Source organism: Nostoc sp. XA010 (assembly GCF_020829625.1).
GTDB lineage: Bacteria > Cyanobacteriota > Cyanobacteriia > Cyanobacteriales > Nostocaceae > Nostoc.
This window is the reverse complement of sequence record NZ_JAIVFX010000001.1, coordinates 101,643-126,617: the sequence shown is the minus strand read 5'-3', so window position 1 is coordinate 126,617 and position 24,975 is coordinate 101,643. Positions and strand designations below refer to the sequence as shown.

The window sequence follows — 24,975 nt, the reverse complement described above, 5'->3', positions numbered from 1 at the left end:
TGTTTGCTTAATGAATAAAAGAGTCTTTGACTTCTGACTTTTGACTTTTGACTTCCCCAAGGGGCTGACAATTGATCTATTCATTGATTTGTCGCTGAGGCTTTTCACCCAACGAGGCACTAGCAAGAAAGCTGGAAACCCCAACAAGCATCCAGCCCAAACAGATATGTTTTCGTATCTGCCATTCATGCTCTTTACTGAGGGAAATTGATTTTGTGTTCGCCTCAATAATCTCTAACCCCCAACAGGAAAGCGTGCCTATCCCAAATAAGCAAGTACTGGCAATAGAGGCAACCGCAATTGTGTTTAGAATCCGACCAGTAAAATTTGGATTTATCACAAAAGGCTTTTGCTGACGGCGATTACGGAGCAGGGCTAATTCGTCTGTGCCTAGACGCTTGATATGCTGTTGTTGAATCAGCCGATAAGCAATTTGTTGATTATTAGTCATTTCTTGTCACCAGCATTTAGTTTTAATAGCATCCATATCAGTGAACACATGATAAACTTCTGTGACAGGTTGTACTACATTCCACAGGGAGGAATCAAATTTTCTTTGGTAATAAGTTAGAGGTAATTACACTAATAAGGCTATAAATTTTAGTTTTTAAACTGGTATTTTTCGAGTAACTCTTTGACTTGAGCAGCTACTAACGGATGTGGATCTTTTTCTAACTGGGGGAGGATTTGCAGGAGAACGCGATGTGAAACCATATTTAAATATGCGATCGCAGCTTCTCTAACAAAGCCGGTTGGATGACGTAAACTCACTAAAATTTCAGAACTTGTCAATGGCGTGCGAGTCACTTGAGCAAAATGAAAACAGCAAGCTAGACACCAGTCAGAAAGCAAGTTACCCAACGTCAGCAATCTGTGGAGGCGATCACTAATTATCATATTTTCATATTCTACGATCTTAGCTTCTACCAGATGTTGCAATTTTTCTGAGTGCGGTCGGTTATCTAAAATATTCAGCAACAGAGATTTTGAAGACAAAGTTATGGTATGCTCTAGGATTTCTAACCCTCGTGCTAAGTTTACCACTGAGAGCGATCGCAAATTAAATGCTGCTGCCTGCATCTTTTCTGGCGAGTAAAGCAGTTTCAATAGCAGTAACAGCCGCTCTTTGACATCCAATTCCAATTCTAAAAGGGCGCGTTGCAATAACTCAGAGACAATTACAATCCTCTCACTAGATTGCTGATTTCCTTTGTCGTCTAGTGTTTTTAACTCTATATATGCGGCGTAAATCTCGCCTAAAAACTTTAATTCCTGCTCAATTAAATTTTCTACCCGACTTTCATAAAATCGATCTACTAAACCTTTAATTCCTGGTTGTTTGTGTATTTTTAGTAAGCTGCGAAGAATATGATCCCTAGTTGTACCCCAAGATGTTTCCAACTTTTCCCATAAAATCTCCAATGCTTCCTGAGTACCAATTTGAGCAATGGTACGCCAAGCATACATTCGCACTACTTCTGGTTTGTAAATATTGGTAGCTACCCGCAACAGCATCTCTATAACTTCATTCTCTAGTCGCACTAAAGCTGACATTGCTGTAGCGCGGGTTGATTTGTAATAAAGTGCTGCTATCAGGGCACAATAGTACTCTTCTAAATGGGTTGCTGCAATCATTTCCAATACGGCACAGCGCACCCGTAACGACTCATCTTGTAACAAATTCGGGATGTGAATCCGCAACGCCTGCAAATAAACTGCTTCTCTAAGCGCCCTAACTCCATTTACCCGTTCCCGTTCTTTCTTATGAGTCAACATCCGGCGCATGGTTTGGGTAGCTGCTACCTTTTGCATAGGCGTTCCCTGACGTAAAACCAAAGCGGCGGCGGTGGCGCGGATGAGTGAGTTTTGCCGGGGGTTCAGGTATTCTTCTAGGATGCTTAAATTGGGATTTGGTTCAGCCAGCCAAACGTAGCGCAGCGCTAGGGCAAAAACTTCGGGGTTAGTCTCTTGAGGTTGCTCTAGCAAAGGACGGATAGCAGATAAATAAGCGGGATTTGCACCTGCTATCAGCATGACTTCCAAACTTTGGCGCTGTAAATCTGGGGTTAATTTGACTAACAGAGGTGCTAAAACTTCCGCACATCCTAGGGGATCAATTTGGGCTAAAAGTTCAATACAAGAGCGTTTATCTGCCTCGCTGCCTTTTTCTCCCAAGGCTTTGACTACACCTTGCTTGAAGAATCGTAAGCCGACATTGGTTGCACTTAACTGGCCCCGTGCCACACTCAAGACTAACAGTTCAACATAGCGCGATCGCAATTCCCAAACTACTTTTAAACAGGTGCCAGCTATCAGCATTGTTTCTGCTACTAACACCCACTTTTGCAACGGTACGGGTATAAACTGACCACAAAACAATATAGTTGCAAAAATTAGCACTCCTGTCAAACCTGTAGCGATCGCTTCGGCAGTTCCGCCAGATAAAGTCTGCATCCGGCTGCGAATTGCCTCTGGAATTGGTTGGTATAGGATGGGGCCGCTACTCATGACAAAGGTGTAGCGCAGAAGTTCATCAAAGAATTTGACAATTACCAAACCCCAAAAAAAGCTTTGCGATTGGATGGCTGGAATTAAATGCAATAATACCAGCACTCCTGGTAGTGAAAAGCCTACGGTGATAGGTAAAAGCGTGGCTGTGAAAAATACCCCCATCCGTTCGATGAGTCGGCTGGAAATAAACCACTGCAACAACAACTCACACAGTCCCAACGTCCCACCAAAAAGACCTAAGAAGCTGGCGATTTCTCGGTCGCCCAAATTAGATTGGAGTTCGCGTAGATATTGAAAATCTATTAACAACCCAATGACTTGCAACAGACCGACAAAAGCAAACAGTTGCCAAACATAGCGCTTCAGAGGACTTTTAATAAAACGCTGTCGTGAAGCTTGTTCTTCAGCAACTAGTTTTTGTGGCGTTTCAGGAAAAGCCGCTCGATATTGATGAGTTAAATATAATAAAATCCCCGATCCTAATAAAATTACTATACAAGCGATGAAGATGATCTTATTCAGCGTGGTGTATTGCAATAGCCAAGGCAAACTAAAGCCACTGATCACATCTGCGACTAAAAGCCCACTACTCACCAATGGGTAAGTCCGTTTAATCTCCCGAATATTAAATATTTGGTTGGCAACGATGGAAGTGTTGAGGTCATTGACCACATAAAGTGCATCTACCCACAGCCGCAGCAGAAATGCCGAAATAACTACCAGGTATGAAACATGCGCTCCCCAACGTAATACAACTAATAATAGTAATGGCATCAACATGCAAGGTGCGATCGCTACAATCACCCGGCGCAAAGGAAAAATCTTTTGCAGCCAAGAGTATAAAAAAACCAGTGCTGCACTCATAACGGCACTAGCAATATACATCCACGGCAGTAAATGAGTCCCATATTCATCCAAAAACAGTGCCACGGTACTGTCCTCTGCCCACCGCAATCCTACACATACAGTTGTGTAAAAGAAGAACATGAGTTTAGTTCGTTCGCTCTCCTCTGGTCGGAGATTCAGCCACTGTAGTAGTGGTAGCCGTGGTAAAGCAACTTTATTTGCAGCCAACCAGTGATTTTTCAGTTCCATGCAGTTTTCTTTTCTGGTAATGTCACCGCGTAATGGGGAGCGGAGGAAGGGGGCAGGGGGAGCGGTGGAAGAAAATATTTCCTCATCTCCCTTATCTCCAGGAAATAACAAAGGGCAACTGAGTATTATGTTTCCCACTTAGCCTTCAGGATTACCGATTTTAGATAAATTTAAATAACCTCAGAGTTTTGGGCGCATGTTGCATAGAAACGAACATCAAAAAATCCCCTGACTTTAAGCCAGGGGATTTTCAAACATGGTCTATTAATACAGTTAGAGGATTATTTTTTAGGCGAGATGAGCATCATCATGTTTCGCCCTTCTTTTTTAGGCGCTTGTTGCAGCTCCCCAAATGGCTCCAAATCCGTTGCCATTCGCTTGAGCAAATCTTCTGCCAGGTCGCTGTGTTGAATTTCTCGACCCCGGAACATAACAGTAGCTTTGACTTTATCGCCATCTTTCAAAAAGCGCTCTGCTTGCTTAACACGCACGTTGTAGTCGTGTTCTTCTATTTTGTAGCGCATCTTAACTTCTTTGACATCAGCAGTGTGCTGCTTTTTCCGGGCTTCCCGCGCCTTTTTCTCCTGCTCAAACTTATATTTCCCGTAGTCCATAATCCGACAAACTGGCGGGTCAGCTTTGTCACTAATTAGCACCAAATCTAACTCTTTCTCTTCTGCTAGTTGTAGTGCTTCCTGTGGGAGCATAATTCCCACTTGGGCACCATCAGTATCAATTACCCGAATTTTCGGGTAGCGGATTCGTTCGTTAATTTGGGGCAGATCGCGAGTTCTTTTCTTCTCAATCACAGGCATTATGATTTGTGGGAGCTCTTAATGAAGGATTTGGTGTGGTCTTGATTGTGGTATGCCTCAGAGGCAAAATACAAAAATAACTCAGGACTGAAAACATAGTCTACAGTTCTAGAGTAACTAATCCATAAAAGAGTTGCGTCCTTGTATTTGCCATTCTACTAACTCTGAGATACTTTCTCTCCAATAGTTAATCTAAATTACACAACCTAGACTCATGTTAAATATTATTACAATGATTTAGCAATACTTTTTGCGATGGCGTAACCGCCCACCGTAGGCGATCGCATTGAGCAACAACATTATATCTCCATAATACTAAGCTCACAGATGCAGGACATCTAGCATAATTAATGTAACATATTACCTTACATAAAGTAAGTCTAGTGGTCTGTCTTGTTAATTTTGATGAGTTCGTAGTAAGCACAAAGCGTGTTTAAAAATCAGATATAATTTGTGTCTACCCTCTTGCGCTAAAGTTACATAAAAACGCGTATCTAAAGCCAGGAGGAAAGAGTTTTGAAAGCAGTCTTGATGACAGCAACTGGCAGTGCAGAAGTTCTGCAACTACAGGAAGTGCCAAACCCTACTGTTCCTGTAGGTAATAGTGAACTTTTAGTGCGTTTGGTGGCGGCTGGTATTAACCCCATTGACACTAAACTTCGTAGCCGAGGCACTTTCTACCCCGATCGCACGCCGACAATTTTAGGATGTGATGGTGCTGGTATAGTCGAAGCGGTGGGTGCTAGTGTTCAGCGTTTTCGCCCAGGCGATGAGGTATATTTTTGCTATGGTGGATTGGGCGCACACCAAGGTAATTATGCTGAGTATACCGTTGTGGATGAGCGGTTTGTGGCACGTAAACCCACATCTATCTCCTTTGCCGAAGCCGCAGCAGCACCTTTAGTGTTAATCACCGCCTGGGAAGCTTTATACGAACGGGGACGATTGGAACCAGGGGAACGGGTTTTGATTCATGCGGGTGCTGGTGGTGTCGGTCATGTAGCAATTCAATTGGCGAAACTCAAAGGTGCTACTGTTTCCACCACAGTGGGTTCTGAAGAAAAAGCTGATTTTGTTAAACAACTAGGTGCCGATCATGTAATTTTTTACAAACAAACAGACTTTGTACAAGCAGCATTAGATTGGACTGGCGGCGAAGGCGTAGATTTAGCTTTTGATACCGTAGGCGGCGAAACCTTTCACAAAACCTTCCCCGCAGTGCGAGTATATGGCGATATTGTGACGATTCTCGAACCAGATGCCAATACTGTTTGGAAAACTGCTAGACAACGCAATCTCCGCATTGGTTTAGAATTAATGCTCACACCAGCGTTGCTAGGATTAGAAGAAAGCCTCCAGCACCATGCAGAAATTCTCGAACAATGTGCCACCTGGATCGATGAAAGCAAATTAAAAATCCATGTTAGCCACAAATTTCCTTTAAAAGAAGCAGCTAAGGCACACCAACTAATTGAAAGTGGTTCTGTGACAGGTAAAATTGTTCTACTGATTAGCGACGATTAATCGAACAATTTGCATAATTTATTTTTTAAACATAGATACACCCAGAGGTTAAACGCAAAGATACCCAAAAAGCTCTCTCTGCGTACCTCTGCGCTTCCCTTTGCGTTCCTTTGCGTTTTACTCCTCCTCCTCCCCCTACCTACTTCAGCAGCACAAACGCAACCAGAACGCACACCCTTAACTCTAGAATTATTACAAGAACGTCTACGCACACCTACACTCCGCGAAGGCAATTTGACTGTAGATTTGCAGAAAATGGTGATTGATTTGCGCCCAGAAAATACTAGCTTTCGTGATGCCTTTTACCAACTCATGCGAAAAGGATTAGGTGCAAAATCTCTGGGTTTAGACCTTAGTTATACCTTGATTTTAGGGGATTTTGTGGGCAGCGATTTGAGTTTAAGAACACCCTTGTATGCCCAAGCCATTGCTCCGATTTTCACCGCTACCGAACAACAACAACTAGAACGTTTGCGCTTCGTTTGTCTAGAGTCACTCACGAACTCCAAAGATTGCCGATCGCTGTTGGGAACACAGTCAAATCCATCCAGTGAAATCGCCGTTTTTCGTGGTGTCTTAACACTAGTGCAAACTCGTTTCAATGGCGAAATGAAGTTCTCTAATACATTCTTTCTTCAGTCTGTGGATGCCCAAGGTGCAACTTTTCTCCAATCCACTAATTGGAATGAAACCAGATTTGCTCGTCCCGTCAACTTTAACGGTGCTAAATTCAAACAACCAAGCAATTTTCAAGGCAGTATTTTTTTTGAAAAAGCTAATTTTAAACAAACTCAATTTCAAGAAACTGCTGATTTTCAAGGCAGCATTTTTGAAAAGGCTAGCAACTTCAACCAAGCAACTTTTAAACAGTTAGTTAAATTCAATAGTGGGCAGTGGCGAGATAATGCTGATTTTTCTAATGTCCATTTTGCGAATCAAGCCCAGTTTACTAAAGCAAATTTTAATCAGTTCCTTATTTTAACAGAAGCAACTTTTGAGCAAGCTGTCACATTTCGAGAAGTGGAGTTTAATCAATCGGTAAATTTGCAAGGTGCAAGCATTCTCAACCAAGCAGATTTTAGCGATGCAAGGTTTTCTACAGAAGCTTGTTTAAGTGTACCCGGTTTAACTTTTAACTCTAACCAAGCAAAAATTTTAGGTAATCCGGGTCAGATTGGTAAGATGTTCTGCATCCCTACATTGCAAGGTAATCAAAACATATTGCGGAATTTGGGGCAAAATTTTCGTCAGCAACAACAAGTTGCTGATGCTAATGAACTGGAATATACAAAACAACAACTGCGATTAGTAGAAATGAGTCGCCGTTTGACGGCTACAAATATTAATAGTGCCTCCCTCGCAAGTTTGATTGATTTGGGTTTTTCTGCAACTCAAGCCGAAGCGATCGCCCAACGTCGTCTGATAAAATCGTTTCGCAATAACAGTGAGTTACTGACTTTAGCAGACATCGATTTAGAAAAATATACACAACTGAGCGATCGCTTAATTGTAGGTGAACCCCTTTCTATTATTGGGTGGTTGCTGCAAGCTTGGAGTTGGTTGGGGTTGAGTGTACTGCTGTTGTTGAGTGGCTACGGTACAAATTTTTGGTTAGTCTTTGGTGTGGGAGGAGTTGCGATCGCTTATTTCGGCTTACTATTTTGGCTAGTAGATCGTTATCGTCGGCTGCATCCTGTACCAATTATTCCCACCTTTTACGAAACCATTTCGATATTTGTGAGTTTTAGCGTTTTAGAATTATTGAGCTTACTAGCCATCTTTCGTAATGCTCAACAACCTTGGCTGACATTGGGGTGTCTTTTAATAATTATTGTCCCCGTCCCAATGGCTTTATTAATCCGACTTTACCAACAAGGTCGTTATCACGATTTAATGGACGTTTCTTACTTCACAGAAGACGGCACATTTCGCCAGTTACGATTGTTGATTGGACGTTTGCCAGTCATACCAAGGAATGAGACATTTCGGGAACGATATATGCCTCTGTTGTGCGATCGCCGTTGGAACTGGCTCAACTACTATGATTTTAGTCTCAACAACCTAGTTAAATTAGGATTTAACGACATTCGCCTGCGAGACGAACACCTACCTGGGATCATCTCTGCACTTGCTTGGTATCAATGGAGTTTGGGTGTAATTTACATCACGCTAGTTTTGTGGACACTTTCTCGCACAATTCCAGGATTAAATTTGCTGATTTATCTGAAGTAATTCCTGCACCTGAAGCTTTTTTCACCGTACTCCGTAGTGGTGCTAAGTAAGTCGGCACGATAAAACTAAGGTATGTTAATCTTTATAAAAACCTTGGAACGATTCACTTATAGTCTCTTTCCTGACCTTATACTTTGTTGCATAGGTTGATTTTTATCGTCGGCTTACTTAATATAATGGAAGTATTGCAGGGTGCCAGTAACCGTGCTATTTATTATTATCAGTCTCGTGGTATAACGTCGGATAAAAGTGATATAACCCCGGATAAACGCAGATTAATTAAATATCTAAAAAATTGGCAAATTTATCAAAAGATTCTTCATTGCAATATAGTATTTAAAGCAAATTTAATTTTATTATACAAACATCTGAGTTAACTTTTTTAACTTATTGCCTATAAGTATCTACAAGTTTGATAAATATATCAAAACATTTTTCATTGTCCTTTACAACTAAATCATATAAATTGTTAAGTGTAAGTAGCATTCATTAAAAATTGATTATCTACACTTAATAAAGATAACCAAAAAATGTAATAGCTACTAACTAGTTTTACTAATAAAAAGGCAATAAAAAAGTCACATGAGGGACTTTGTTTTTGTTTTTTTATGTTGCGATCCTAGCAAGAATTTTATCAAAACATATAGAGGATTAATCCTAATGGCAGAAAATTCAAGTAGTATTGGTAGCAATTCGCTTAAAGATTCACCCTTCGGTCGCTTGGTTGAAGTTGTCCCTGAGAAAGACCTCCCCAAGATATTCAGTGGCGTTGGTAGTGGAGAAGGTGGCGGTAGCCCATTTGGTGGTGCTGGTGGCGGTGCTGGTGGTGCTGGTGGTGCCGGTGGTGGTGCTGGTGGTGCCGGTGGCAGTCGTTTACCCTATGGTGGTAATCCTTTCGCTGGTGACAACTTCTGGAATATCTTTGCAGGCGGTGTAAACCCATCCGCAGCCGGTGGTAACCCATCCGCAGGTGGTAGTGGTAGCTCACCCGCAGGCGGTAACGCAGGCGGCAACCCATTTGCAGGTGGTAGTGGTAGCTCACCCGCAGGCGGCAATGCAGGCGGCAACCCATTTGCAGGTGGTAGTGGTAGCTCACCCGCAGGCGGCAATGCAGGCGGCAACCCATTTGCAGGTGGTAGTGGTAGCTCACCCGCAGGCGGTGGCAACCAAGCTGGTCGTGGCAGAGACCCTTTGACTGGTGCTGCTAGCCAGACCTATGGTATTAGCACAACTGAAATACCGGACGGGTTCACTTTGAGGGCTACTATTGACAAGATAGTTCATAAGGAACAGGGTGGTGGACAAAGCCCATCATTTGGTGCTGGTGGTGCTGGTAGCCCCATTGGTGGCGGCTTCGGTGGCGGCTTCGGTGGCGGTGCTGGCGGCTTCGGTGGTAGTGGTCAAAATCAATCAGCTGGTGGTGGAGGAATGCCATCAATGGGTGGTGATGGTGAAGGAATGCCATCATTTCCTGGAGGAATTCAATCATTTGGTGGAGGAATATCATCCATTGGTGGTCGATAAATTCCGTTTGCTTAATAGAATTCTTGCGAAAATCAGCAGATAAGTAGAGGAGAACAATAATTAGTTCTTCAGTACATAGTATGCTAGTACAGCTTGGCACAAATAAACATACCATTCGATAAAGCTCAAAAGCGTGTATTATCGGTGATGTACCTTCTGCCTTATTGTACTAGTTTGCTATTTTACGTCCTAGAACTCTTTACAGGTAAGGATTTGAGAAACATTTTCTGCTAATTTGACAGTAAGATGATTAAAGCCTTTATTATTAAAGAGATTTTGGGTTTAGCAAATTCACAATTGGTATAAGAAGTGCTGAAGATCCCATAACCTTTTTAACTAAAAATAGGAAAATTTGTGCCAATGGAAGAGTCTGTTGTCAATCCCCTTAATGGTGGAGTTAATCCTTTAAGTGTAAGTGGCCCTAACAGCGTTAGTCCCTTTGCTGGCAATAGCAGTTTTTCTGCTGAAGGCAGTCTGTTGCCGGGTGATACTAATCTATTATTAGGTAACGGTAACAATCCCATTCCAGGTGGCGGTATTAACCCGTTTGCAGGCGATGGTGGCAGTGGGCTTCAGAAATTAATCTTTGACCGATTAAAGTTAGTTTTGGGTGATAACTTTTTCAAGGATATTGACAACACATTGGCGGGAGGTAGTAACCCGTTTGCAGGCGGTGCTAATCCGTTTGCAGGAGGTAGTAACCCGGTTGCAGGAGGTGCTAACCCGTTTGCAGGCGGTAGTAACCCGGTTGCAGGAGGTGCTAACCCGTTTGCAGGCGGTAGTAACCCGTTTGCAGGAGGTGCTAACCCGTTTGCAGGCGGTGCTAATCCGTTTGCAGGAGGTAGTAACCCGGTTGCAGGAGGTAGTAACCCGGTTGCAGGCGGTGCTAACCCGGTTGCAGGAGGTAGTAACCCGTTTGCAGGCGGTGCTAATGGTGGTAATCCGTTTGCAGGCGGTGCTAACCCGTTTGCAGGAGGTGGTAATCCGATTGCAGGTGGCGCTACTAACCCATTTGCAGGCAGTGGTAATCCGATAGCAGGTGGCGCTACTAATCCGTTTGCAGGTGGTGGTAATCCGATCGCAGGTGCTGGAAGTCTGCTTCAACAATCGCCTTTCGATCCGTTGAAAGAAGTCCTTGGTAATAATTTACCCTTTAGTAACGGTGGGAATACATCTAATCCTGGTAACCAACGTTTTAATGAGAGCAACGCGCCGGTTGGTAATGGTAACAGGAACTTTGGTAGTAATAACGCAACTATTGGTAATAGTAACTCGGATTATGGCAGTAACAGCGCAACCATTGGCAATGGGAACTGGAACTTTAATAATGACAACACAACCATCGGTAATGGCAACTGGCTATTTGGAAAAGGTAACACAACCCTTGGTAACGGCAACTGGTATTGGGACGATGGAAGTAATAATGCAACATTAGGTAATGGTAATTGGCACTTCGGCAGTAACAACGCAACCATTGGAAACGGCAATTGGGACTTTGGAACTGATAACACAATTATTGGTAATGGTAACTGGGTTTTTACCAGTGGAAATGAAATTATTGGTAATGGCAATTGGTTAGCAGAAACTGACAATACAACGATTGGAAACGTTAATAATCTCAGCAGTTTACAGTTATCCCCACTAGGGATCAAGACTGATGTTAACAATCTTATTGACTCTCTTATAGGTAAAATAGGTCAAAATTTTCTTGGGTTCACAAAAGATTTTGATGAATCGAGTAGCCAAACCTTTAACCGCCTCATCTCTTCTAAAAGTGTTGGCAATGATACTGATATATCTATCGATATTGAGCAACTTTTGGCATCACTCAGCCCAATTCAAGAAAATTTCATCAATTATCAGCCTGTGCAAAACCCTCAGCCTGTCTCAGAACCTGCTTCTTCAGTGCCATTGGTAGTAATGGGACTCGTGTGTTTGCTGTTGTCACTGTTCAAAAAACAACAACACTGTTAAAGTAACGTGAGGCATAACAAATGCCGTTCCTTGGAAGCTCATGTTAATTTTCTGATCTCTCTAGGGCTTACGCAAAAAGTGCTAAAAAGCTTAATTTATCGAACCGCCTTCTCTACGAGAGACTTCCGCCAACGCGTAGCGTCTCGTAGAGAAGAATCGTAGAGTTTGCGTAAGTTCTACTCTCTTCTAAAAGAGGAAGGCTTTGAATTTTCTACCTTGTTTATCAGGCAATACAGTGTGTACGATTGACTTTGTACACATTGAAATTTGAGTCGTATATATGGGAACTCTAGATTAAAGAAACTTACTGGAGAGTGATTTCTATGTCTACGACCCCAATTAGTGCAACATTGGCACAAACAGACAGAGATGCTGTGTTGCAAGCCATTACCACCATTAAAGAAAAGCTACCATTTTTGGTTGATTTGAGTTCCGACGATCGCAAGACTTTACCCAAGATGGGAGATAAGAGTCGGGCGTTTGTAAGCAAAGCATTAGAGGTGGCAACGCAGAATCCAGAGTTTTTACCGCGATCGTTCGACTTAGAAGAGATGCGGAAGGACGTGCAATTATTTGAAGCGTTGTATCCGGTGTTGTTGTCGTTGACTCAGTTACAAGAGTTGGTAGATGATACATCTCTTGCAGTCGGTAGTGAAGCTTATGCAGCCGCGTTGCAAGTATACAACTACGCCAAAGCCAGTGGACAAGGCGCGGGTTTAGATGCAGTGGTTGTGGAAATGGGACAACGATTTGCTCGTAAACCTGGAAAATCCAAGTCTCAAAAAGCAGCGTTGTAGAAAATAGCTCAGTACTTGCACTTAAAAGATGCAACGTTGAGGCTCAGAATTTAAATGTTGGAGTTAAAAGCACGACATTTCGAGTTCTGAGCTTCATTTTTTGAGTTCAGAGGCTCAACGTTCGAGCAAAAAGGTGCAACTTCCGAGTTCAGAGGCTCAATGTTCGAGTAAAAAGGTGCAACTTTCGAGTTCAAAGGCTCAACGTTCGAGTAAAAAGGTGCAACTTCCGAGTTCAAAGGCTCAACGTTCGAGTAAAAAGGTGCAACTTTCGAGTTCAGAGGTTGAAAGTTCGAGTAAAAAGGTGCAACTTCCGAGTTCAGAGGTTGAAAGTTGAGATTTTGAGAGCGATCGCAAAAGCATCTTATCCTAAAAGCTCGTTTATGATGGGGCATCACTAAAGGTTGGGTGAGGTTAACATAGTAAAAATATTCTCAGCCTCTTGTCAGTAAAAATGCCAAGTCAAGATTACAAATGGAAGCGATTCTGGTATCCTCCATCAATTAACCTCAACTTTGCTTGCGGAGGTTATTTATGCAATCCAGAAGAAAAGTGGGGACATATATATAATCCTGACTTAGTTGCTTTTGATACCATATCTGAAAAACCCTGTTTGGTGCTGCTAGGTGAAGCTGGTATGGGTAAGACTACAGCAGCCGAACAAGCATATTCTCAAATAAGTCAGAAACTTAGTGGTTCAGAAGATGTATGTTTGTGGTTCAAACTTATTAATTATGACTCAGATAAGGATCTGTGTGATGCAATTTTCCGCGACGAAACGTTTCAAGCTTGGTGCAGAGGAAAACATAAACTATATCTTTTTTTGGATAGTCTAGATGAAGGATTACTTTCCATCAATAAACTTGTCATCATTCTCAAGCGTGAAATAGAAAAGTTACCTTGCGATCGCTTGTATTTTCGGATCACTTGCAGAACGGCTGATTGGAAGGATAGCCTAGAAAAAAAGCTAAAAGACAAGTGGGGAGAAGCGAATTTTGGGGTATATCAGCTAGCTCCTCTACTTCGAGAAAATGTAATTGAAGAGGCAAATAAGCGTGGCATAAACTCTAACAGTTTTTTACAGGAAGTTTTCAACAAAAATGCTATTCCTCTTGCTATCAAGCCAATAACATTAAAATTTCTTCTGGGTATTTATCAAAACGGACGGTTTCCTTCTTCTCAGAAAGAATTGTACGAAGAAGGTTGTTTACAAATGTGTGAAGAGGTTAACCCAGATCGCCGTGATTCAGAAAATATTGGCAGTTTAAGTGCCAAAAAACGATTAATTATAGCAAGTCGAATTGCTGCATTACTTCTATTTTCTAAAAAGTCTGCTATCTGGGTCAATCCAGAATATGGGGATATGCCTAAAACCGATATTGCTATTCGGGATTTGATAGGTAAAGAAAACATTGATCAGCAAGAGTTTTCTTTTGACGAAAACTGTATGAAAAAAGAGATTTTATCTGTTACGGAGTTATTTTCTTCGCGTGGGATGCATCGAATTGGTTTTGCTCATCAGACCTATGCTGAATTTCTAGCAGCATGGTACTTAGTTCAGCACGAAACCCCTTTAAATCAGGTGATGAAATTAATTGTTTCACCTGAAGATCCTGAACATAAATTAATTCCACAACTTCATGAAATAGTAGCATGGCTAGCTAGTATGAGGACTGACGTACTTCAGGAAATCATGAAGACTGATCCTGATGTACTGTTGCGAAGCGACATACCTACAGATGCAAATCTTCGAGCAGCAATAGTTGATAACTTATTAAAACAGTATGAGCAGGGAAAGCTATTTGATTCACATAGAGATAATTATCCCACATACGAGAAGTTTAAACATTCCGGGTTAGCTGTACAATTGCTTCCATATATTCAGGATTTAAGCAAGCCAATCGATGCACGAAATGCAGCGATAGACATTGCTGAGGCTTGTAAAGTAGATGAACTTCAGGAGGAGTTGGTAAACCTAGCACTTGATTCATCTCAATCAATTTACCTCCGAGCTAGTGCAGCAAAAGCAATCTGCACAGTTGGTAATGCGAGTGCAAGATTACGGCTGAAGTCTCTGATTTTTAGTCAAATGCCAGAAGACGAGGATGACCAACTTAAAGGGTATATTTTCAGAGCCATTTGGTCAAGTCATCTACCAGTAGAAGAATTGTTTAATGTCTTAACTCCACCTAAGAGGAGAAACTTTACAGGATCGTATCGAGTATTTCTTGACTTTGAACTCGTACCAAAACTACAGCCATGTGATTTGTTAGTTGCTCTTAAGTGGGTCGAAAAGCAAGGTGTTAGGTGCTTTGGACATTCATTTGAAATACTTGCAGATGCGATAATGTTAAAAGCTTGGGAACATCTCGATTTACCTGACATAGCAGAAAATTTTACTAAAGTCGCTTTAATACAGTGGAGAGAAGACCAGAAAATCATAACTTTTGACGATGAGATTCAAGCACAATTTGAATTATTACTTGTTAATAATCTTGAAAGACGGCGCAAGCTTGTTGAGCAGGCAGTTATAACAGTTTCCCAATCAGGAGAAAATATATATTTTTTATTAGATTCATTAACACAAAATATCCTTTCGACAGAAGATGTTTTTTGGATGCTCGGAAAACTTCAAAATATTGATTCTCAGCAAGAGCGAATTTGGGCAGCGCTAATTCAGTGGAAATTTAACCGTGATGATTTAAAACAGATAGATGCTGTCCTTGAAGCTACTCCGACTAATAATATCTTGCGTGAAGAATTTGCATTCTATTTTTCAACAATTGATCTGGAGTCAACGCAGGCTGAGAATTTGAGGTCTAACTATCAAAGGAAGCAAGAACAGCAGAATCGCAGACAAAAACCTATTTTAGACCCACCACCTAAAGAACGAGTACTTCTATTTTTAGAGCAGCTAGAGTCAGGAAATTTATTAGCTTGGTGGCAAGTAAATATGGAGATGCTGCTTAAGCCAGATAGTCAATTTTATAAACAAGAGCTTGAATCAGATTTAACAAAACTTCCCGGATGGCAAGAAGCTGATAGAAAAACTCGTGAAAGAATTATAAACGGCGCTAAAAAGTATATTCAAGAATATAATCAAGTAGCTTATGAATGGATAAAGACAAATACGTATGATTGTCCAGCATTAGCTGGCTGTAAAGCTTTACAATTGCTTTTACAAGAAACTCCAGAATTTTTAGATACTATATCATCTGAGATATGGCAACGGTGGGCATCTGTTATTGTCGCCTTTCCTCATAACAGCACCACCAAACGAGAACATTACTATACGGAATTAGTCAAGCGTGCATACATAAATGCTCCCTCTGAAACCCTGAATACGCTGCTGTCCATTATTAATAATGAAAATGAGGAACATGGCTATATCTTTATTCTTAATAAATTTAAGAAATGCTGGGATGAGCGTTTTAAAGCTGTTCTTATCGAAAAGGTTAAGGATGCAGCAATTAAGCCTAAATGTATAGGACAGTTACTTGAAGAACTTTTAAAGCGTGAATCGATTGGAGCTAGAGAGTTTGCTCAATCCCTTGTTTCTATTCCTTTACCTTTAGAAGATGAAGCACACCAGAAAGCTGTAGTTGCAGGTAAAGTATTAGTCGAATGTGCAGAACCTATTAGCTGGGCGGTTATTTGGTCGGCTATTCAGCAAGATACAGACTTTGGGCGAGAAGTATTTGAAGCAGTCGCTTACCGCTACTCGCATGGTTTGCATTTGAAGCTGACTGAAAAACAGCTAGCGGATTTATACATCTGGCTAGTTTGTCAGTATCCTCATGCTGAAGATCCTGATTACAGTAATGATGTTCTTGCTCACAATATGGGCGCTAGAGAGAGCGTTGCTAACTTAAGAGACAGTGTTTTAACACAACTTAGAGAAACTGGGACATCTCAGGCGTGTATTGAGATTGAGCGCATTTCCGAACAATTTCCTAAATTGACCTGGCTTAAAAGAACTTTGCTAAACGCCCAGAACGTTACGCGGCGCAAAACTTGGCAACCACTTAAACCAGAGCAGATTCTTCAGATTGTGACCAATAAACTAAAAAATCAAAGTACACAAATTCAAGCAGGAGTCTTTATTATGCAAGGATCAAACAACCCAAATCTAAACTTTAGTGGATCTGTGGGTGCAGTCAATCTCAATAGCACAGTCAATGGAGATCAGATTGGAACACAGCATAACTATGCTCAAAAGCAAAATCTCACAGAGGCTTTTGAAGAGATTCAGCAAATCGTAAATCGTATAACTCAGAATTATCCCACTCAAACTGAAGCAGAGAAACAAATCATTATTGCAGAAGCAGTAGAGCAGGTGAAGCAGAATCCAACTTTGAGGAAGCGCTTGGAATTGGGAGGAAAAGCATTTATATTTGAAGCACTTCAGAAAGCTTCAGATCAGTGGTGGGTCGCTCCATTTGTGAAAGCAATTGAGGCTGGGGTGAAGGGAGAATAAACTTAAGTCAAAAATTAGGTGATTGTCTTTTCAGTCACCATCATCTAACATCAAAGTCTCAAGTCTCAACCTCAGAACTCAACATTCCGAGTTCTGAGGCTCAACGTTCAAGCAAAAAGGTGCAACTTCTGAGTTCAAAGGCTCAACGTTTGAGCAAAAAGGTGCAACTTCCGAGTTCAGAAGCTCAACGTTTGAGCAAAAAGGTCGGACTTCCGAGTTCAGAAGCTCAACGTTCGAGTAAAAAGGTGTAACTTCCGAGTTCAGAAGCTCAACGTTCGAGCAAAAAGGTGCAACTTCCGAGTTCAGAGGCTCAACGTTCGAGCAAAAAGGTGCAACTTCCGAGTTCAGAGGCTCAATTTTGGTGTTCTAATCAGTAAAAGCTGAGAATGTATAGAGCCAATTCAATAGAATTATCCCAATACAGCATATATTCACGTCATATACTATTGTGGAAGTTAAGAAACCCAAGCGAATTTTGACTTTGCCGAGAAACAAAAGTTTTCCTTTTGGCGGGAGGGTTAGACAATGAGTGATTTACAAACCCAGTTACCGACAGATACATGGATTTGTGCTTCTTGGCAGGAGTATGAGCAAGCGATCGCTAACTTGCTCAACGAGAAGGGAAAGAGTTACTACTACAAAGGATATATGAGGCTGGAGATGCCACCAGTTAGTTTTGATCATGGTAAAGATCATGTTGTAATTATTTTTGCAGTGACTTTATTTGCAGCACTTAAAGGCATTCCAGCCACAGGTTTAGATACCACTACCTTTCGTAAAACTGGTGTTCAGGATTGTCAGCCCGATGTGGCGTATTACCTCAGAGAACGCGCCCAAACTATCCCAGCAGGTACAGGGATTGTCAACCTTGATAGGTATCCTGCACCAGATTTAGTGATTGAGATTGCAAAAACATCTCTATTGGATGATTTAGGTACGAAGCGATGTCTGGCGACAAGCCGCTTCGCGTCTACGCTCTATGAAGAGTTAGGTATTGCCGAATATTGGGTAGTAGATGTACAAAATACCCAAATTATCGCCTATGCGATCGCAGATCAAGGCAGTAAACGTATTCAAGAATCACAGGTATTGCCTGGATTGGCGATGTCTATTTTAGAAGAAGCTTTATGCCGTAGCCGTGAAATAAATCAATCTGAAGTTGCAGCTTGGTTATTGAGCCAGTTTCAGCAAAAGGAGCATTGAGTATAACTGTTCTCAAGATATTTTGTGCAGAGACACGATTTTACTCGCATCTCCACAATCTCTTTCTATGACTTTTATTCAGCGTTCACAAATTCCAAATACCCACTGCTAAGTTCTTTCACCGCCAAGTCATAAAATTGCTTACCATGTTCAGGCGTTGCTAAAGCCGGATTTGATCCCATACGTCCATCTGGATAACGCACTCGAAAGTCAGCAGCGCTATAAATCCGATGTCCGCTTGCAACTTCTGGTGAAAGATATGCTTGCTTAATCGCCTCTGGATAAACATACTGCGTGAGGGCTACTTCACTTGGCGTTGCATGAGAACCTTCTTGATCCCCATATAATTCTTTAGCTAGTTTATATACAGAACCGCACATAAACCAGTTTGCCACTTGACATTGCACCTGTTGAGCATTAGGAATCTGTAAATCTTCTAAATGCGCGTAAGTTTCGGAAAAAGCAGCTTTGAGGGTGGCGATATTACCGCCATGTCCGTTAATAAAGTAGAACTTGCTAAAACCAGCTTTGGCTAAACAAGTTACATAATCTCGCACTACTTGAATTAAAGTGCTAGGACGTAGACTGATTGAGCCAGGAAAGGCAGTATGATGCAGCGCCATCCCTACATTGATTGTAGGGCCAACGATCGCGCCAGTTGCATCTCCTACACCAGCTGCGATCGCTTCTGCACAAATGGCGTCAGTGCCAATTAACCCCGTTGGCCCATGTTGTTCTGTAGAACCAATAGGGAAAATAATCCCTTTTGACTGCTGTAAATAAGCTTCGACTTCTTGCCAAGTACTTAAATGTAGTAACATTTTTAATGATTTTCCTCAATAAAATTGCAGTGGGACGAAACCTTTCTCTGCTAAACTCCCACTAACATGATTATGAACTCTCTAGATTTTTTGTGGTGGCGTAGCCTCTCGTAGAGAAGAGGCTTGTCATAAACATATCTATGAAATTCCATCATCTCTGCTAAACTTTTATCGGATTAGCTGGAATATTTTTGCTCATCACCAGTATTTATAGTGCTTCTGCTATGGCCGGACGCTATGTTTTCAATCAAACGTCTCAAAGAATCGAGCGTTATTTTGTCCGTTATATTACCAAACTAAATCAATGGCGATACCATTAGCTATAGATATACTCCAATAAGCTTTCGACGGCTATTTCGTCAGTTTCCTAAAAGCAATTTCTCGATCGTCTTTGTGAACAATCAGGTAAAATATATCAAGCTAAATTTCAACGGTGATTTTTCTCAATACCAAGGAAGTTATAATTACAACCAAGCTGAGGCAGCAAAATTTTACAACTATATTTTTAGTTATCAGCCACCAATCTGGTAAGAACTTTCTGCCAAATTTGGAGGAAATGAGACTATTTATTTCTATGAATATTGTTTAGGGGATGGAGTCGCAACAAGTTTCGACAGATATGGATATAAGCAATTTACCGATTCTGCCACTTTATCCTACGACAATCGCTGCGAACCCCCTTATAGTAGAAATCCAAATTTAGTTATGAGATGTTGCTATTGTGGATCATCAACTAAACAACGGGGATCAATGTTTTCTGTTGACTAATCAAAGTAATAATATTTTTTCACGTTGCTTGTAATTTCCCAGGTGCAGGACATGCCAGCAGGAAAAGCCACCAAATCGCCTTTACCCATTTGCACTGGCAGTCCACCATCAGGAGTAACAAGAACATCACCTTCCAAAAAGTAGCAAGTTTCTTGAGAATCATAAGTCCAAGGAAATTTTGAGACTTCCTTTTTCCAAATATCCCATTTAAAAACACCCAATTCATTGAGGCGTTGTTGCCTGGGTTGATGCTCAATTTTAATTTCCATATTGTGTTTTCTCTAGTTATGTTTAGCAGTAGGATTGAATGTCTTCTCCACACTGATCTACTAGATAACACAAAGCACGAAAACGCAAGTAGACAAGTTCGTTATAAAGCGGATTAAGTTTGCACATTGGCGGAATATGCCCTATTTTGCGACCAAAAAGCATGATATCGCGCTCGAATGGACACTGGGCAGGAATTAGTTTAGCAATAAATTTAGCTGATTTCCGATTCTGAATGTCAATTTTATCCACCCATTGACGTAATGGTTGCAGTAAATCTAATTTAGGTTTAGCAAATTGCTTTTTACTACCTTTTTGATTCTTTTCTCCTAAAGGGCTAACAAAAGCAGGCAGAAAAATACGCTGATTAATTGTTTTAAGCATAGTAGTAGGCAAGGTTTTCCTTGTGTTGATGAACTATTTGCCGATTGCGAATATTAACATGTAATCTGTTAAGCAATTTGCATTATGCTTGGAAATTAGGAAGAAGAAGCACAAGGCAAATAATTTACATGCATCTTTGGGGGGAAATTGTTTAACTAATTGTTATTTAACCCCACCAAATCGGGAAGAACTGTCCCGTTAAATACAAAATAACAAAGAAAATATAAAAATGGCATTTCTTTAACTTATGGATTGCTAATATCCGAGATAGCAATGTTATATATTAAATATAAATGCCTGGTTCTAAAACTGCCTAGTATCTATAGATGGACTTTGGTTAATAAAATAACACTTTAGCTCTTACTTCATATAGACTTCGCTAGGATTAGCCTCTAATATCTAGCGATTTTAGACTATTTAATATCTAGTAATCTGTCTGGTATGTTACACTAGCTAGCCTAGATATTATCTAATAAGTAGCAATAAATCGTTTGATAAGTCCAAGTTAATATACTTATAACTTATACCGTTTACGAGAGTATTTTGCAATAAATGCATCGCGTGTAAGGGGGTACAGCACTATGCCCCTACCAATATAGCGCTTCTCACTTGGGCACGATACAGTCTGAAGCTCACCCCGTATTTGAGGCGTGCAAATACTCCCCTCTCCTTAGCAATGAGAGGGGTTGGAAGTGAGGTTTAAAAAAGTAGTTTATCCAAAGGATAACCGTTATATATATATCAGATATTTTGTGAAATGGTTTAATTACAAAAAAATGGTATAATAACAGAAATCTTATTTCTTAAAATATCTCAAGCCGTAACGATCTTGATATTTGCTAATATACTCTACATTCTGTTGCTCTAATTTTGACAGCAATTTAGGTGGAAATGCTTTTGGTCAATATATAGGACGATACCAAGGTTGCTTATTAAAGTAATCTTGTAATTCAGGAGTATCAAAACGGCGGCCATGACTGGCAAAAATCGAATTTTGCATAGTATCTAGTTCAAAACCGTCTTTCCCATCCAAATCTGTATCAGTTACAAGTCTTTGGGAAAGTCAGAAATAAGCACTGGCAGCCGTGGTAGCATCTGGTGATTTTGTATTTAGCGAAGATGTAGATTGAGTTGGAAATGGGGTGGTTGGTATAAATTTAGGAGTTTCTATCAGGCGGTTTGAGCTGTTTAACCACACAACGGCGCTTTGAGGGCATATAGGTATCTTCTGCTAGATAGGTTTCACCAAACCCACCAGCGCCCAGTGTGCGGATAACTTGATAGCGATCGTTCAGCAGCTGTATTGTCATGGGAAATTACAAGCGATATTCATGTCTATTGTTTTCCCCAAAACTATCTTCATTTCAAATCTAGTAAACCTTCTTCTTTCAATTTCGGATTGAAGCGAATTTGCATTTGCAAACCACGCACTTGTAATAAATGGGTTGAAATTTCTGCTTCTACTCTCCGCGCCACATTTTTAATAATTTTTATTTGTGCTAATTCATCATTACCTGGATGTTGATATTTTGCTTGTTCTTCAGGTGTCATTACGAATTTGACATCAATGGGATGAGTCCATTTTTTCTTTTGATCCCCATTTCCCCAAGGGACACTGCCATTTTCAGCAATCCAAGCATTTTCAGTATTTTCTAAAATTGTGCGACTAGGGCGTTCAATAGTTTGAACTTTGACCCAATAGCATTGCTGTGGCTGACGGACTAAATGCTGTTTGAGGCTGAGATAAACATCACGAGAATATCCTACAAATTGCAGCACTTTTCCTTGGTCAAAGATAGCATATACCCCGATTTTACCTTGAAAGTGTTCGGGTAATTGGCCGCGATCGTCAATGTAAGGAATGTATTCCAAGGCTGCCAAAGAAGAAAGATTCGTTTCAAGAGCCATACATCAAATATTAAACTTACTATTTGCCTGCAAAATTAAGAATTGCTAATTAGGGAAAAACTATCTTTAAAATTACACGTTATTCACTTTTTGGTAAATTGCACAAAGGCGACTGGGTTTAAAAATCTTAGCACTAAACATAAAATTTGGTGGAACGTTGATAATGGCATATTCATCAGAATCATGATACTTTTCAAATTCTGCTGGCATTCCTTTAGTTGTAGTTAAGCTGTAAGGAACTGGTTGAAAAAGTAATTCTGTAAATTTAACTTGCTCACACTGTAACTGTTGACAAATTTGGTTTAAGAAAGCAACGCTTGTCAATAAATTGAATAAAGTTTCTTGAGCTTGTGTTTCAAGAGTGAAACTGCTATCAAAGTTCTGGACGATTTTCAGGGTCATTTTCTGTATAGGTCGCTATTAATGACTAAGTGATGATAGAGGATAGGCAGCAATCCAAAAGTGCTGGACAACGAAGCCTGCTTTTTAGTGCAGATGAGCTTTATGAAAAATTACCACTTTAAGATCAGCCTATTGGATTGTGTGACTTCTGTCAGCCACAGGAGTAAGCTGACATGATTAAGAATCGTGAAGTTTAGCAGATTTCTAAGGATAGATGATTTCTCCTTAATGCTGTACTGATAAACTTCAGATATTGTACTAAAGCGATAGTCTATGGTGGGCTGCGCCTACGCACTTATCACACCAGCCTCTATCCTCCCTAAAAACAATTCTCACACAACAAAAATGAGTGGATAATCGTGATATAAACCACAACTATCCACTCAAAGTTTTGTAAATCGGGTTTACTAGAAAAACCCAAGTAGATCATTGAAACGTGGTATAAACTTCAAACCAATTAACGTGACTCAGTTCCCTGATTGGGGCTACCTGCTACAGAATCATTTTCTGGTGCTTCTGGTGTAGCAGTGGGTTTAGCATCGCTCTTTTCATCATCACCAGTTTTGCGCTGACTTTCGTCAAGAGGGGTTTCGTAATTACCAGAAGCGGGTGTATTTTCTTGGCTACCAGATTTTTGTGGTTCAGACATTATTACATTCCTAATAATTTTATTGTTGGTATTATCTTAAGAAGATTAACAGTGTGAGTGCATCTATCCAGATATAGTTATGGCTGATTTCTGCCTCTATCGGAAGTATTGTTTAGTACTACTCATGTATACTGATAAAAATCCAGGAATGTAGAGTTTTTTAACCTGACAAGGCTTCCTATGGTTAAGGGAGGTTTATTTCCGCCTGCCTGTGCTAAGTGAATAATAATATGATGTGATGTGTGATACAAACTAATCATTGTGTAATTAATGAATCAGAGCAATCTGTCGTTACCATCTGGGTGTATGCTTCGCAAGGCAACTTCTGGGGATCAGTGGTCGATTCGATTGCTGGTGTTTTCAGCGAAACTCGACCCAACCCAATTAAATTGGCAGCAATTTTGGGTAGTTGAATGCGATGCCTACAGCGGGCAAAGCCTACGCAATCTGGTAGCTTGTGGACAGCTACGTAATTTCTCAGGGGCACAAGAACTTGGTAGTTTGGTTGTTGCATCACCTTGGAGAGGTCGCGGTTTGGGTACTTTGCTAACGCAGCATTTAATTAATACAGCAACGCAACCACTTTATCTTGAATGTTTAGGTGAACGATTGGCGCAGTTTTACAGTCGCTTTGGTTTTGTGCCAATATCTTTTGAAGACTTGCCAGAATTCCCCAGCACAAGAGGCAAGTCTTCGCTCAAGGGGAAATTTAGATTTTCGCAATTAGCTAAAAGGCTATTCAGAGTTCCTGTGGTGTTTATGGAACATCGAGGTAATTCGTAACTCGTAATAACGCTCTTTACGTTCGCGCAGCGTGTCGCAGACAAACGCTAAAAGCGTAGCTTGCAACTCTTACAGAGTACGCGGAACGCGTACTCGCTAACGTAATTCGTAATAAAGATCCCAGAAAAAGGCTTAATACAAGCTGTTTCCAACCCTTTACTTTCGCCCATTCCCCATTCCCCACTCCCCACTCCCCATTTTCAAATCTGAGGTTTAGCAAAAACTGTTAGCAACACAGGCCCTAGTAAATAGTGGTGATTCAAACACAATAACCCAGCCGAGGAGCCAAGAAGTTGACGTTGATTAGAGCTGTAGAGTCTAATTCCAAGGGGAGAGACTGGCAATAATTGAGGTTCTGTCTCTTTTATGGAGGTAAAATCAACCAAGTAAAAGCGTCCACCGGGGGAAAGTACCCGTGCTATCTCACTAAGCACCTGGTTAGGTTCTAAATAGTGTAAAAAGCTGATAGTGCTGAAAACACCATCAAATTGAGCATCAGCAAAGGGAAGAGACTCAGCTTTGCCCTCAACATAAATTAAGCGTGGACGGTGGCGGTTACTCTGTCTGGCTACCCGCAACATATTAGCAGATAAATCCAATCCTATCGCTTGCAGGTCGGGAAACTGAGTCGCAAGGCGCTCAAGTAAGCGTCCAGTACCACAGCCGATATCAAGTACATTTGCTGACTCTGGTAAATCGATGTACTCCAGCAAGCGTTTGTGAACGGCTCGATAAAACACTGAAGGAAAGAGCCAGTCATAACTTGGTGCCCATCGGTCAAAAAGGAACTTTTTGTTACTAAAAAAGTCATTTGTCATTAGTTTTCGCAGCTTCCCTGAAGCTC

At 40.9% G+C, this 24,975-nt stretch carries 19 protein-coding genes and 1 pseudogene; 8 read left to right on the top strand and 12 right to left on the bottom strand.

What is annotated here, in order from left to right:
• Positions 1 to 76: 76 nt before the first annotated feature.
• From LC608_RS00520 to infC, 3 genes are all read right to left on the bottom strand, one after another.
• Positions 77 to 451 carry a hypothetical protein gene (locus LC608_RS00520; RefSeq protein ID WP_229551673.1) on the bottom strand — a complete coding sequence of 125 codons (375 nt, stop codon included), beginning with the start codon at positions 449 to 451 and terminating at the stop codon, positions 77 to 79.
• 149 nt (positions 452 to 600) lie between these two features.
• Positions 601 to 3,606: an MFS transporter gene (locus LC608_RS00515; protein ID WP_229552062.1), complete on the bottom strand. Its 3,006-nt coding sequence runs from the start codon at positions 3,604 to 3,606 to the stop codon at positions 601 to 603.
• Between the two features lie 281 nt (positions 3,607 to 3,887).
• Positions 3,888 to 4,421, bottom strand: coding sequence for a translation initiation factor IF-3 (gene infC / locus LC608_RS00510; RefSeq protein WP_229551672.1), 534 nt, complete (start codon positions 4,419 to 4,421; stop codon positions 3,888 to 3,890).
• Between the two features lie 516 nt (positions 4,422 to 4,937).
• Between infC and LC608_RS00505 the strand changes: the two genes are divergently transcribed.
• The 7 genes from LC608_RS00505 to LC608_RS00475 all read left to right on the top strand — a co-directional run bounded on the left by LC608_RS00505 (position 4,938) and on the right by LC608_RS00475 (position 18,149).
• Positions 4,938 to 5,945 (top strand): zinc-dependent alcohol dehydrogenase family protein, encoded by a 1,008-nt coding sequence (locus LC608_RS00505; RefSeq protein ID WP_229551671.1) that lies wholly within the window; start codon positions 4,938 to 4,940, stop codon positions 5,943 to 5,945.
• 9 nt (positions 5,946 to 5,954) lie between these two features.
• Positions 5,955 to 8,177, top strand: a complete 2,223-nt coding sequence (locus tag LC608_RS00500; RefSeq protein ID WP_229551670.1) for a pentapeptide repeat-containing protein — start codon at positions 5,955 to 5,957, stop codon at positions 8,175 to 8,177.
• Between the two features lie 660 nt (positions 8,178 to 8,837).
• Positions 8,838 to 9,701, top strand: a complete 864-nt coding sequence (locus LC608_RS00495) for a hypothetical protein (RefSeq protein WP_229551669.1) — start codon at positions 8,838 to 8,840, stop codon at positions 9,699 to 9,701.
• 360 nt (positions 9,702 to 10,061) lie between these two features.
• Complete coding sequence (locus LC608_RS00490) at positions 10,062 to 11,675, top strand: hypothetical protein (RefSeq protein WP_229551668.1); 1,614 nt, start codon at positions 10,062 to 10,064, stop codon at positions 11,673 to 11,675.
• A gap of 323 nt (positions 11,676 to 11,998) precedes the next feature.
• Positions 11,999 to 12,472, top strand: a complete 474-nt coding sequence (locus LC608_RS00485) for a hypothetical protein (protein WP_229551667.1) — start codon at positions 11,999 to 12,001, stop codon at positions 12,470 to 12,472.
• Between the two features lie 451 nt (positions 12,473 to 12,923).
• A complete protein-coding gene (locus LC608_RS00480; RefSeq protein WP_229551666.1) occupies positions 12,924 to 16,946 on the top strand; it encodes an NACHT domain-containing NTPase in 4,023 nt (1,340 codons plus the stop codon).
• 525 nt (positions 16,947 to 17,471) lie between these two features.
• Positions 17,472 to 18,149, top strand: coding sequence for a Uma2 family endonuclease (locus tag LC608_RS00475; protein ID WP_229551665.1), 678 nt, complete (start codon positions 17,472 to 17,474; stop codon positions 18,147 to 18,149).
• Positions 18,150 to 18,223: 74 nt separating this feature from the next.
• Here LC608_RS00475 and LC608_RS00470 read toward each other — a convergent pair whose 3' ends face one another.
• The 8 genes and pseudogenes from LC608_RS00470 to LC608_RS00435 form a co-directional block, all read right to left on the bottom strand.
• A complete protein-coding gene (locus LC608_RS00470) occupies positions 18,224 to 18,970 on the bottom strand; it encodes a creatininase family protein (RefSeq protein ID WP_229551664.1) in 747 nt (248 codons plus the stop codon).
• A 764-nt stretch (positions 18,971 to 19,734) separates the two neighbouring features.
• Positions 19,735 to 20,007 carry a cupin domain-containing protein gene (locus LC608_RS00465; protein WP_229551663.1) on the bottom strand — a complete coding sequence of 91 codons (273 nt, stop codon included), beginning with the start codon at positions 20,005 to 20,007 and terminating at the stop codon, positions 19,735 to 19,737.
• Between the two features lie 22 nt (positions 20,008 to 20,029).
• Positions 20,030 to 20,389, bottom strand: a complete 360-nt coding sequence (locus tag LC608_RS00460; RefSeq protein WP_229551662.1) for a Mo-dependent nitrogenase C-terminal domain-containing protein — start codon at positions 20,387 to 20,389, stop codon at positions 20,030 to 20,032.
• A gap of 796 nt (positions 20,390 to 21,185) precedes the next feature.
• Positions 21,186 to 21,452, bottom strand: a pseudogene (locus tag LC608_RS00455) (YARHG domain-containing protein); the annotation flags it as partial.
• A 94-nt stretch (positions 21,453 to 21,546) separates the two neighbouring features.
• Entirely contained in the window at positions 21,547 to 21,699 is a 153-nt protein-coding gene (locus tag LC608_RS00450; RefSeq protein WP_229551661.1) for a hypothetical protein, read from the bottom strand.
• Between the two features lie 49 nt (positions 21,700 to 21,748).
• On the bottom strand, positions 21,749 to 22,297 hold the full coding sequence (locus tag LC608_RS00445; protein WP_229551660.1) for a GIY-YIG nuclease family protein: 549 nt from the start codon (positions 22,295 to 22,297) through the stop codon (positions 21,749 to 21,751).
• Between the two features lie 72 nt (positions 22,298 to 22,369).
• Entirely contained in the window at positions 22,370 to 22,699 is a 330-nt protein-coding gene (locus LC608_RS00440; RefSeq protein ID WP_229551659.1) for a hypothetical protein, read from the bottom strand.
• A gap of 457 nt (positions 22,700 to 23,156) precedes the next feature.
• Complete coding sequence (locus LC608_RS00435) at positions 23,157 to 23,348, bottom strand: hypothetical protein (protein ID WP_229551658.1); 192 nt, start codon at positions 23,346 to 23,348, stop codon at positions 23,157 to 23,159.
• A gap of 270 nt (positions 23,349 to 23,618) precedes the next feature.
• Between LC608_RS00435 and LC608_RS00430 the strand changes: the two genes are divergently transcribed.
• The gene (locus tag LC608_RS00430; protein WP_229551657.1) at positions 23,619 to 24,131 is read left to right on the top strand and encodes a GNAT family N-acetyltransferase; all 513 of its coding nucleotides are present in this window, start codon (positions 23,619 to 23,621) and stop codon (positions 24,129 to 24,131) included.
• A 200-nt stretch (positions 24,132 to 24,331) separates the two neighbouring features.
• Here LC608_RS00430 and LC608_RS00425 read toward each other — a convergent pair whose 3' ends face one another.
• A complete protein-coding gene (locus tag LC608_RS00425) occupies positions 24,332 to 24,949 on the bottom strand; it encodes a class I SAM-dependent methyltransferase (protein WP_229551656.1) in 618 nt (205 codons plus the stop codon).
• Positions 24,950 to 24,975: the final 26 nt, after the last annotated feature.

Excerpts from the sequence above, each read along its gene's own strand:
- LC608_RS00430 (WP_229551657.1), top strand. The coding sequence starts at position 23,619 with ATGAATCAGAGCAATCTGTCGTTACCATCTGGGTGTATGCTTCGCAAG.
- LC608_RS00485 (WP_229551667.1), top strand. The coding sequence starts at position 11,999 with ATGTCTACGACCCCAATTAGTGCAACATTGGCACAAACAGACAGAGAT.
- LC608_RS00480 (WP_229551666.1), top strand. The coding sequence starts at position 12,924 with ATGCCAAGTCAAGATTACAAATGGAAGCGATTCTGGTATCCTCCATCA.
- LC608_RS00440 (WP_229551659.1), bottom strand. The coding sequence starts at position 22,699 with ATGACCCTGAAAATCGTCCAGAACTTTGATAGCAGTTTCACTCTTGAA.
- LC608_RS00425 (WP_229551656.1), bottom strand. The coding sequence starts at position 24,949 with ATGACAAATGACTTTTTTAGTAACAAAAAGTTCCTTTTTGACCGATGG.
- LC608_RS00435 (WP_229551658.1), bottom strand. The coding sequence starts at position 23,348 with ATGTCTGAACCACAAAAATCTGGTAGCCAAGAAAATACACCCGCTTCT.
- LC608_RS00520 (WP_229551673.1), bottom strand. The coding sequence starts at position 451 with ATGACTAATAATCAACAAATTGCTTATCGGCTGATTCAACAACAGCAT.
- LC608_RS00515 (WP_229552062.1), bottom strand. The coding sequence starts at position 3,606 with ATGGAACTGAAAAATCACTGGTTGGCTGCAAATAAAGTTGCTTTACCA.
- LC608_RS00460 (WP_229551662.1), bottom strand. The coding sequence starts at position 20,389 with ATGCTTAAAACAATTAATCAGCGTATTTTTCTGCCTGCTTTTGTTAGC.
- LC608_RS00450 (WP_229551661.1), bottom strand. The coding sequence starts at position 21,699 with ATGACAATACAGCTGCTGAACGATCGCTATCAAGTTATCCGCACACTG.
- infC (WP_229551672.1), bottom strand. The coding sequence starts at position 4,421 with ATGCCTGTGATTGAGAAGAAAAGAACTCGCGATCTGCCCCAAATTAAC.
- LC608_RS00495 (WP_229551669.1), top strand. The coding sequence starts at position 8,838 with ATGGCAGAAAATTCAAGTAGTATTGGTAGCAATTCGCTTAAAGATTCA.
- LC608_RS00465 (WP_229551663.1), bottom strand. The coding sequence starts at position 20,007 with ATGGAAATTAAAATTGAGCATCAACCCAGGCAACAACGCCTCAATGAA.
- LC608_RS00490 (WP_229551668.1), top strand. The coding sequence starts at position 10,062 with ATGGAAGAGTCTGTTGTCAATCCCCTTAATGGTGGAGTTAATCCTTTA.
- LC608_RS00470 (WP_229551664.1), bottom strand. The coding sequence starts at position 18,970 with ATGTTACTACATTTAAGTACTTGGCAAGAAGTCGAAGCTTATTTACAG.
- LC608_RS00445 (WP_229551660.1), bottom strand. The coding sequence starts at position 22,297 with ATGGCTCTTGAAACGAATCTTTCTTCTTTGGCAGCCTTGGAATACATT.
- LC608_RS00475 (WP_229551665.1), top strand. The coding sequence starts at position 17,472 with ATGAGTGATTTACAAACCCAGTTACCGACAGATACATGGATTTGTGCT.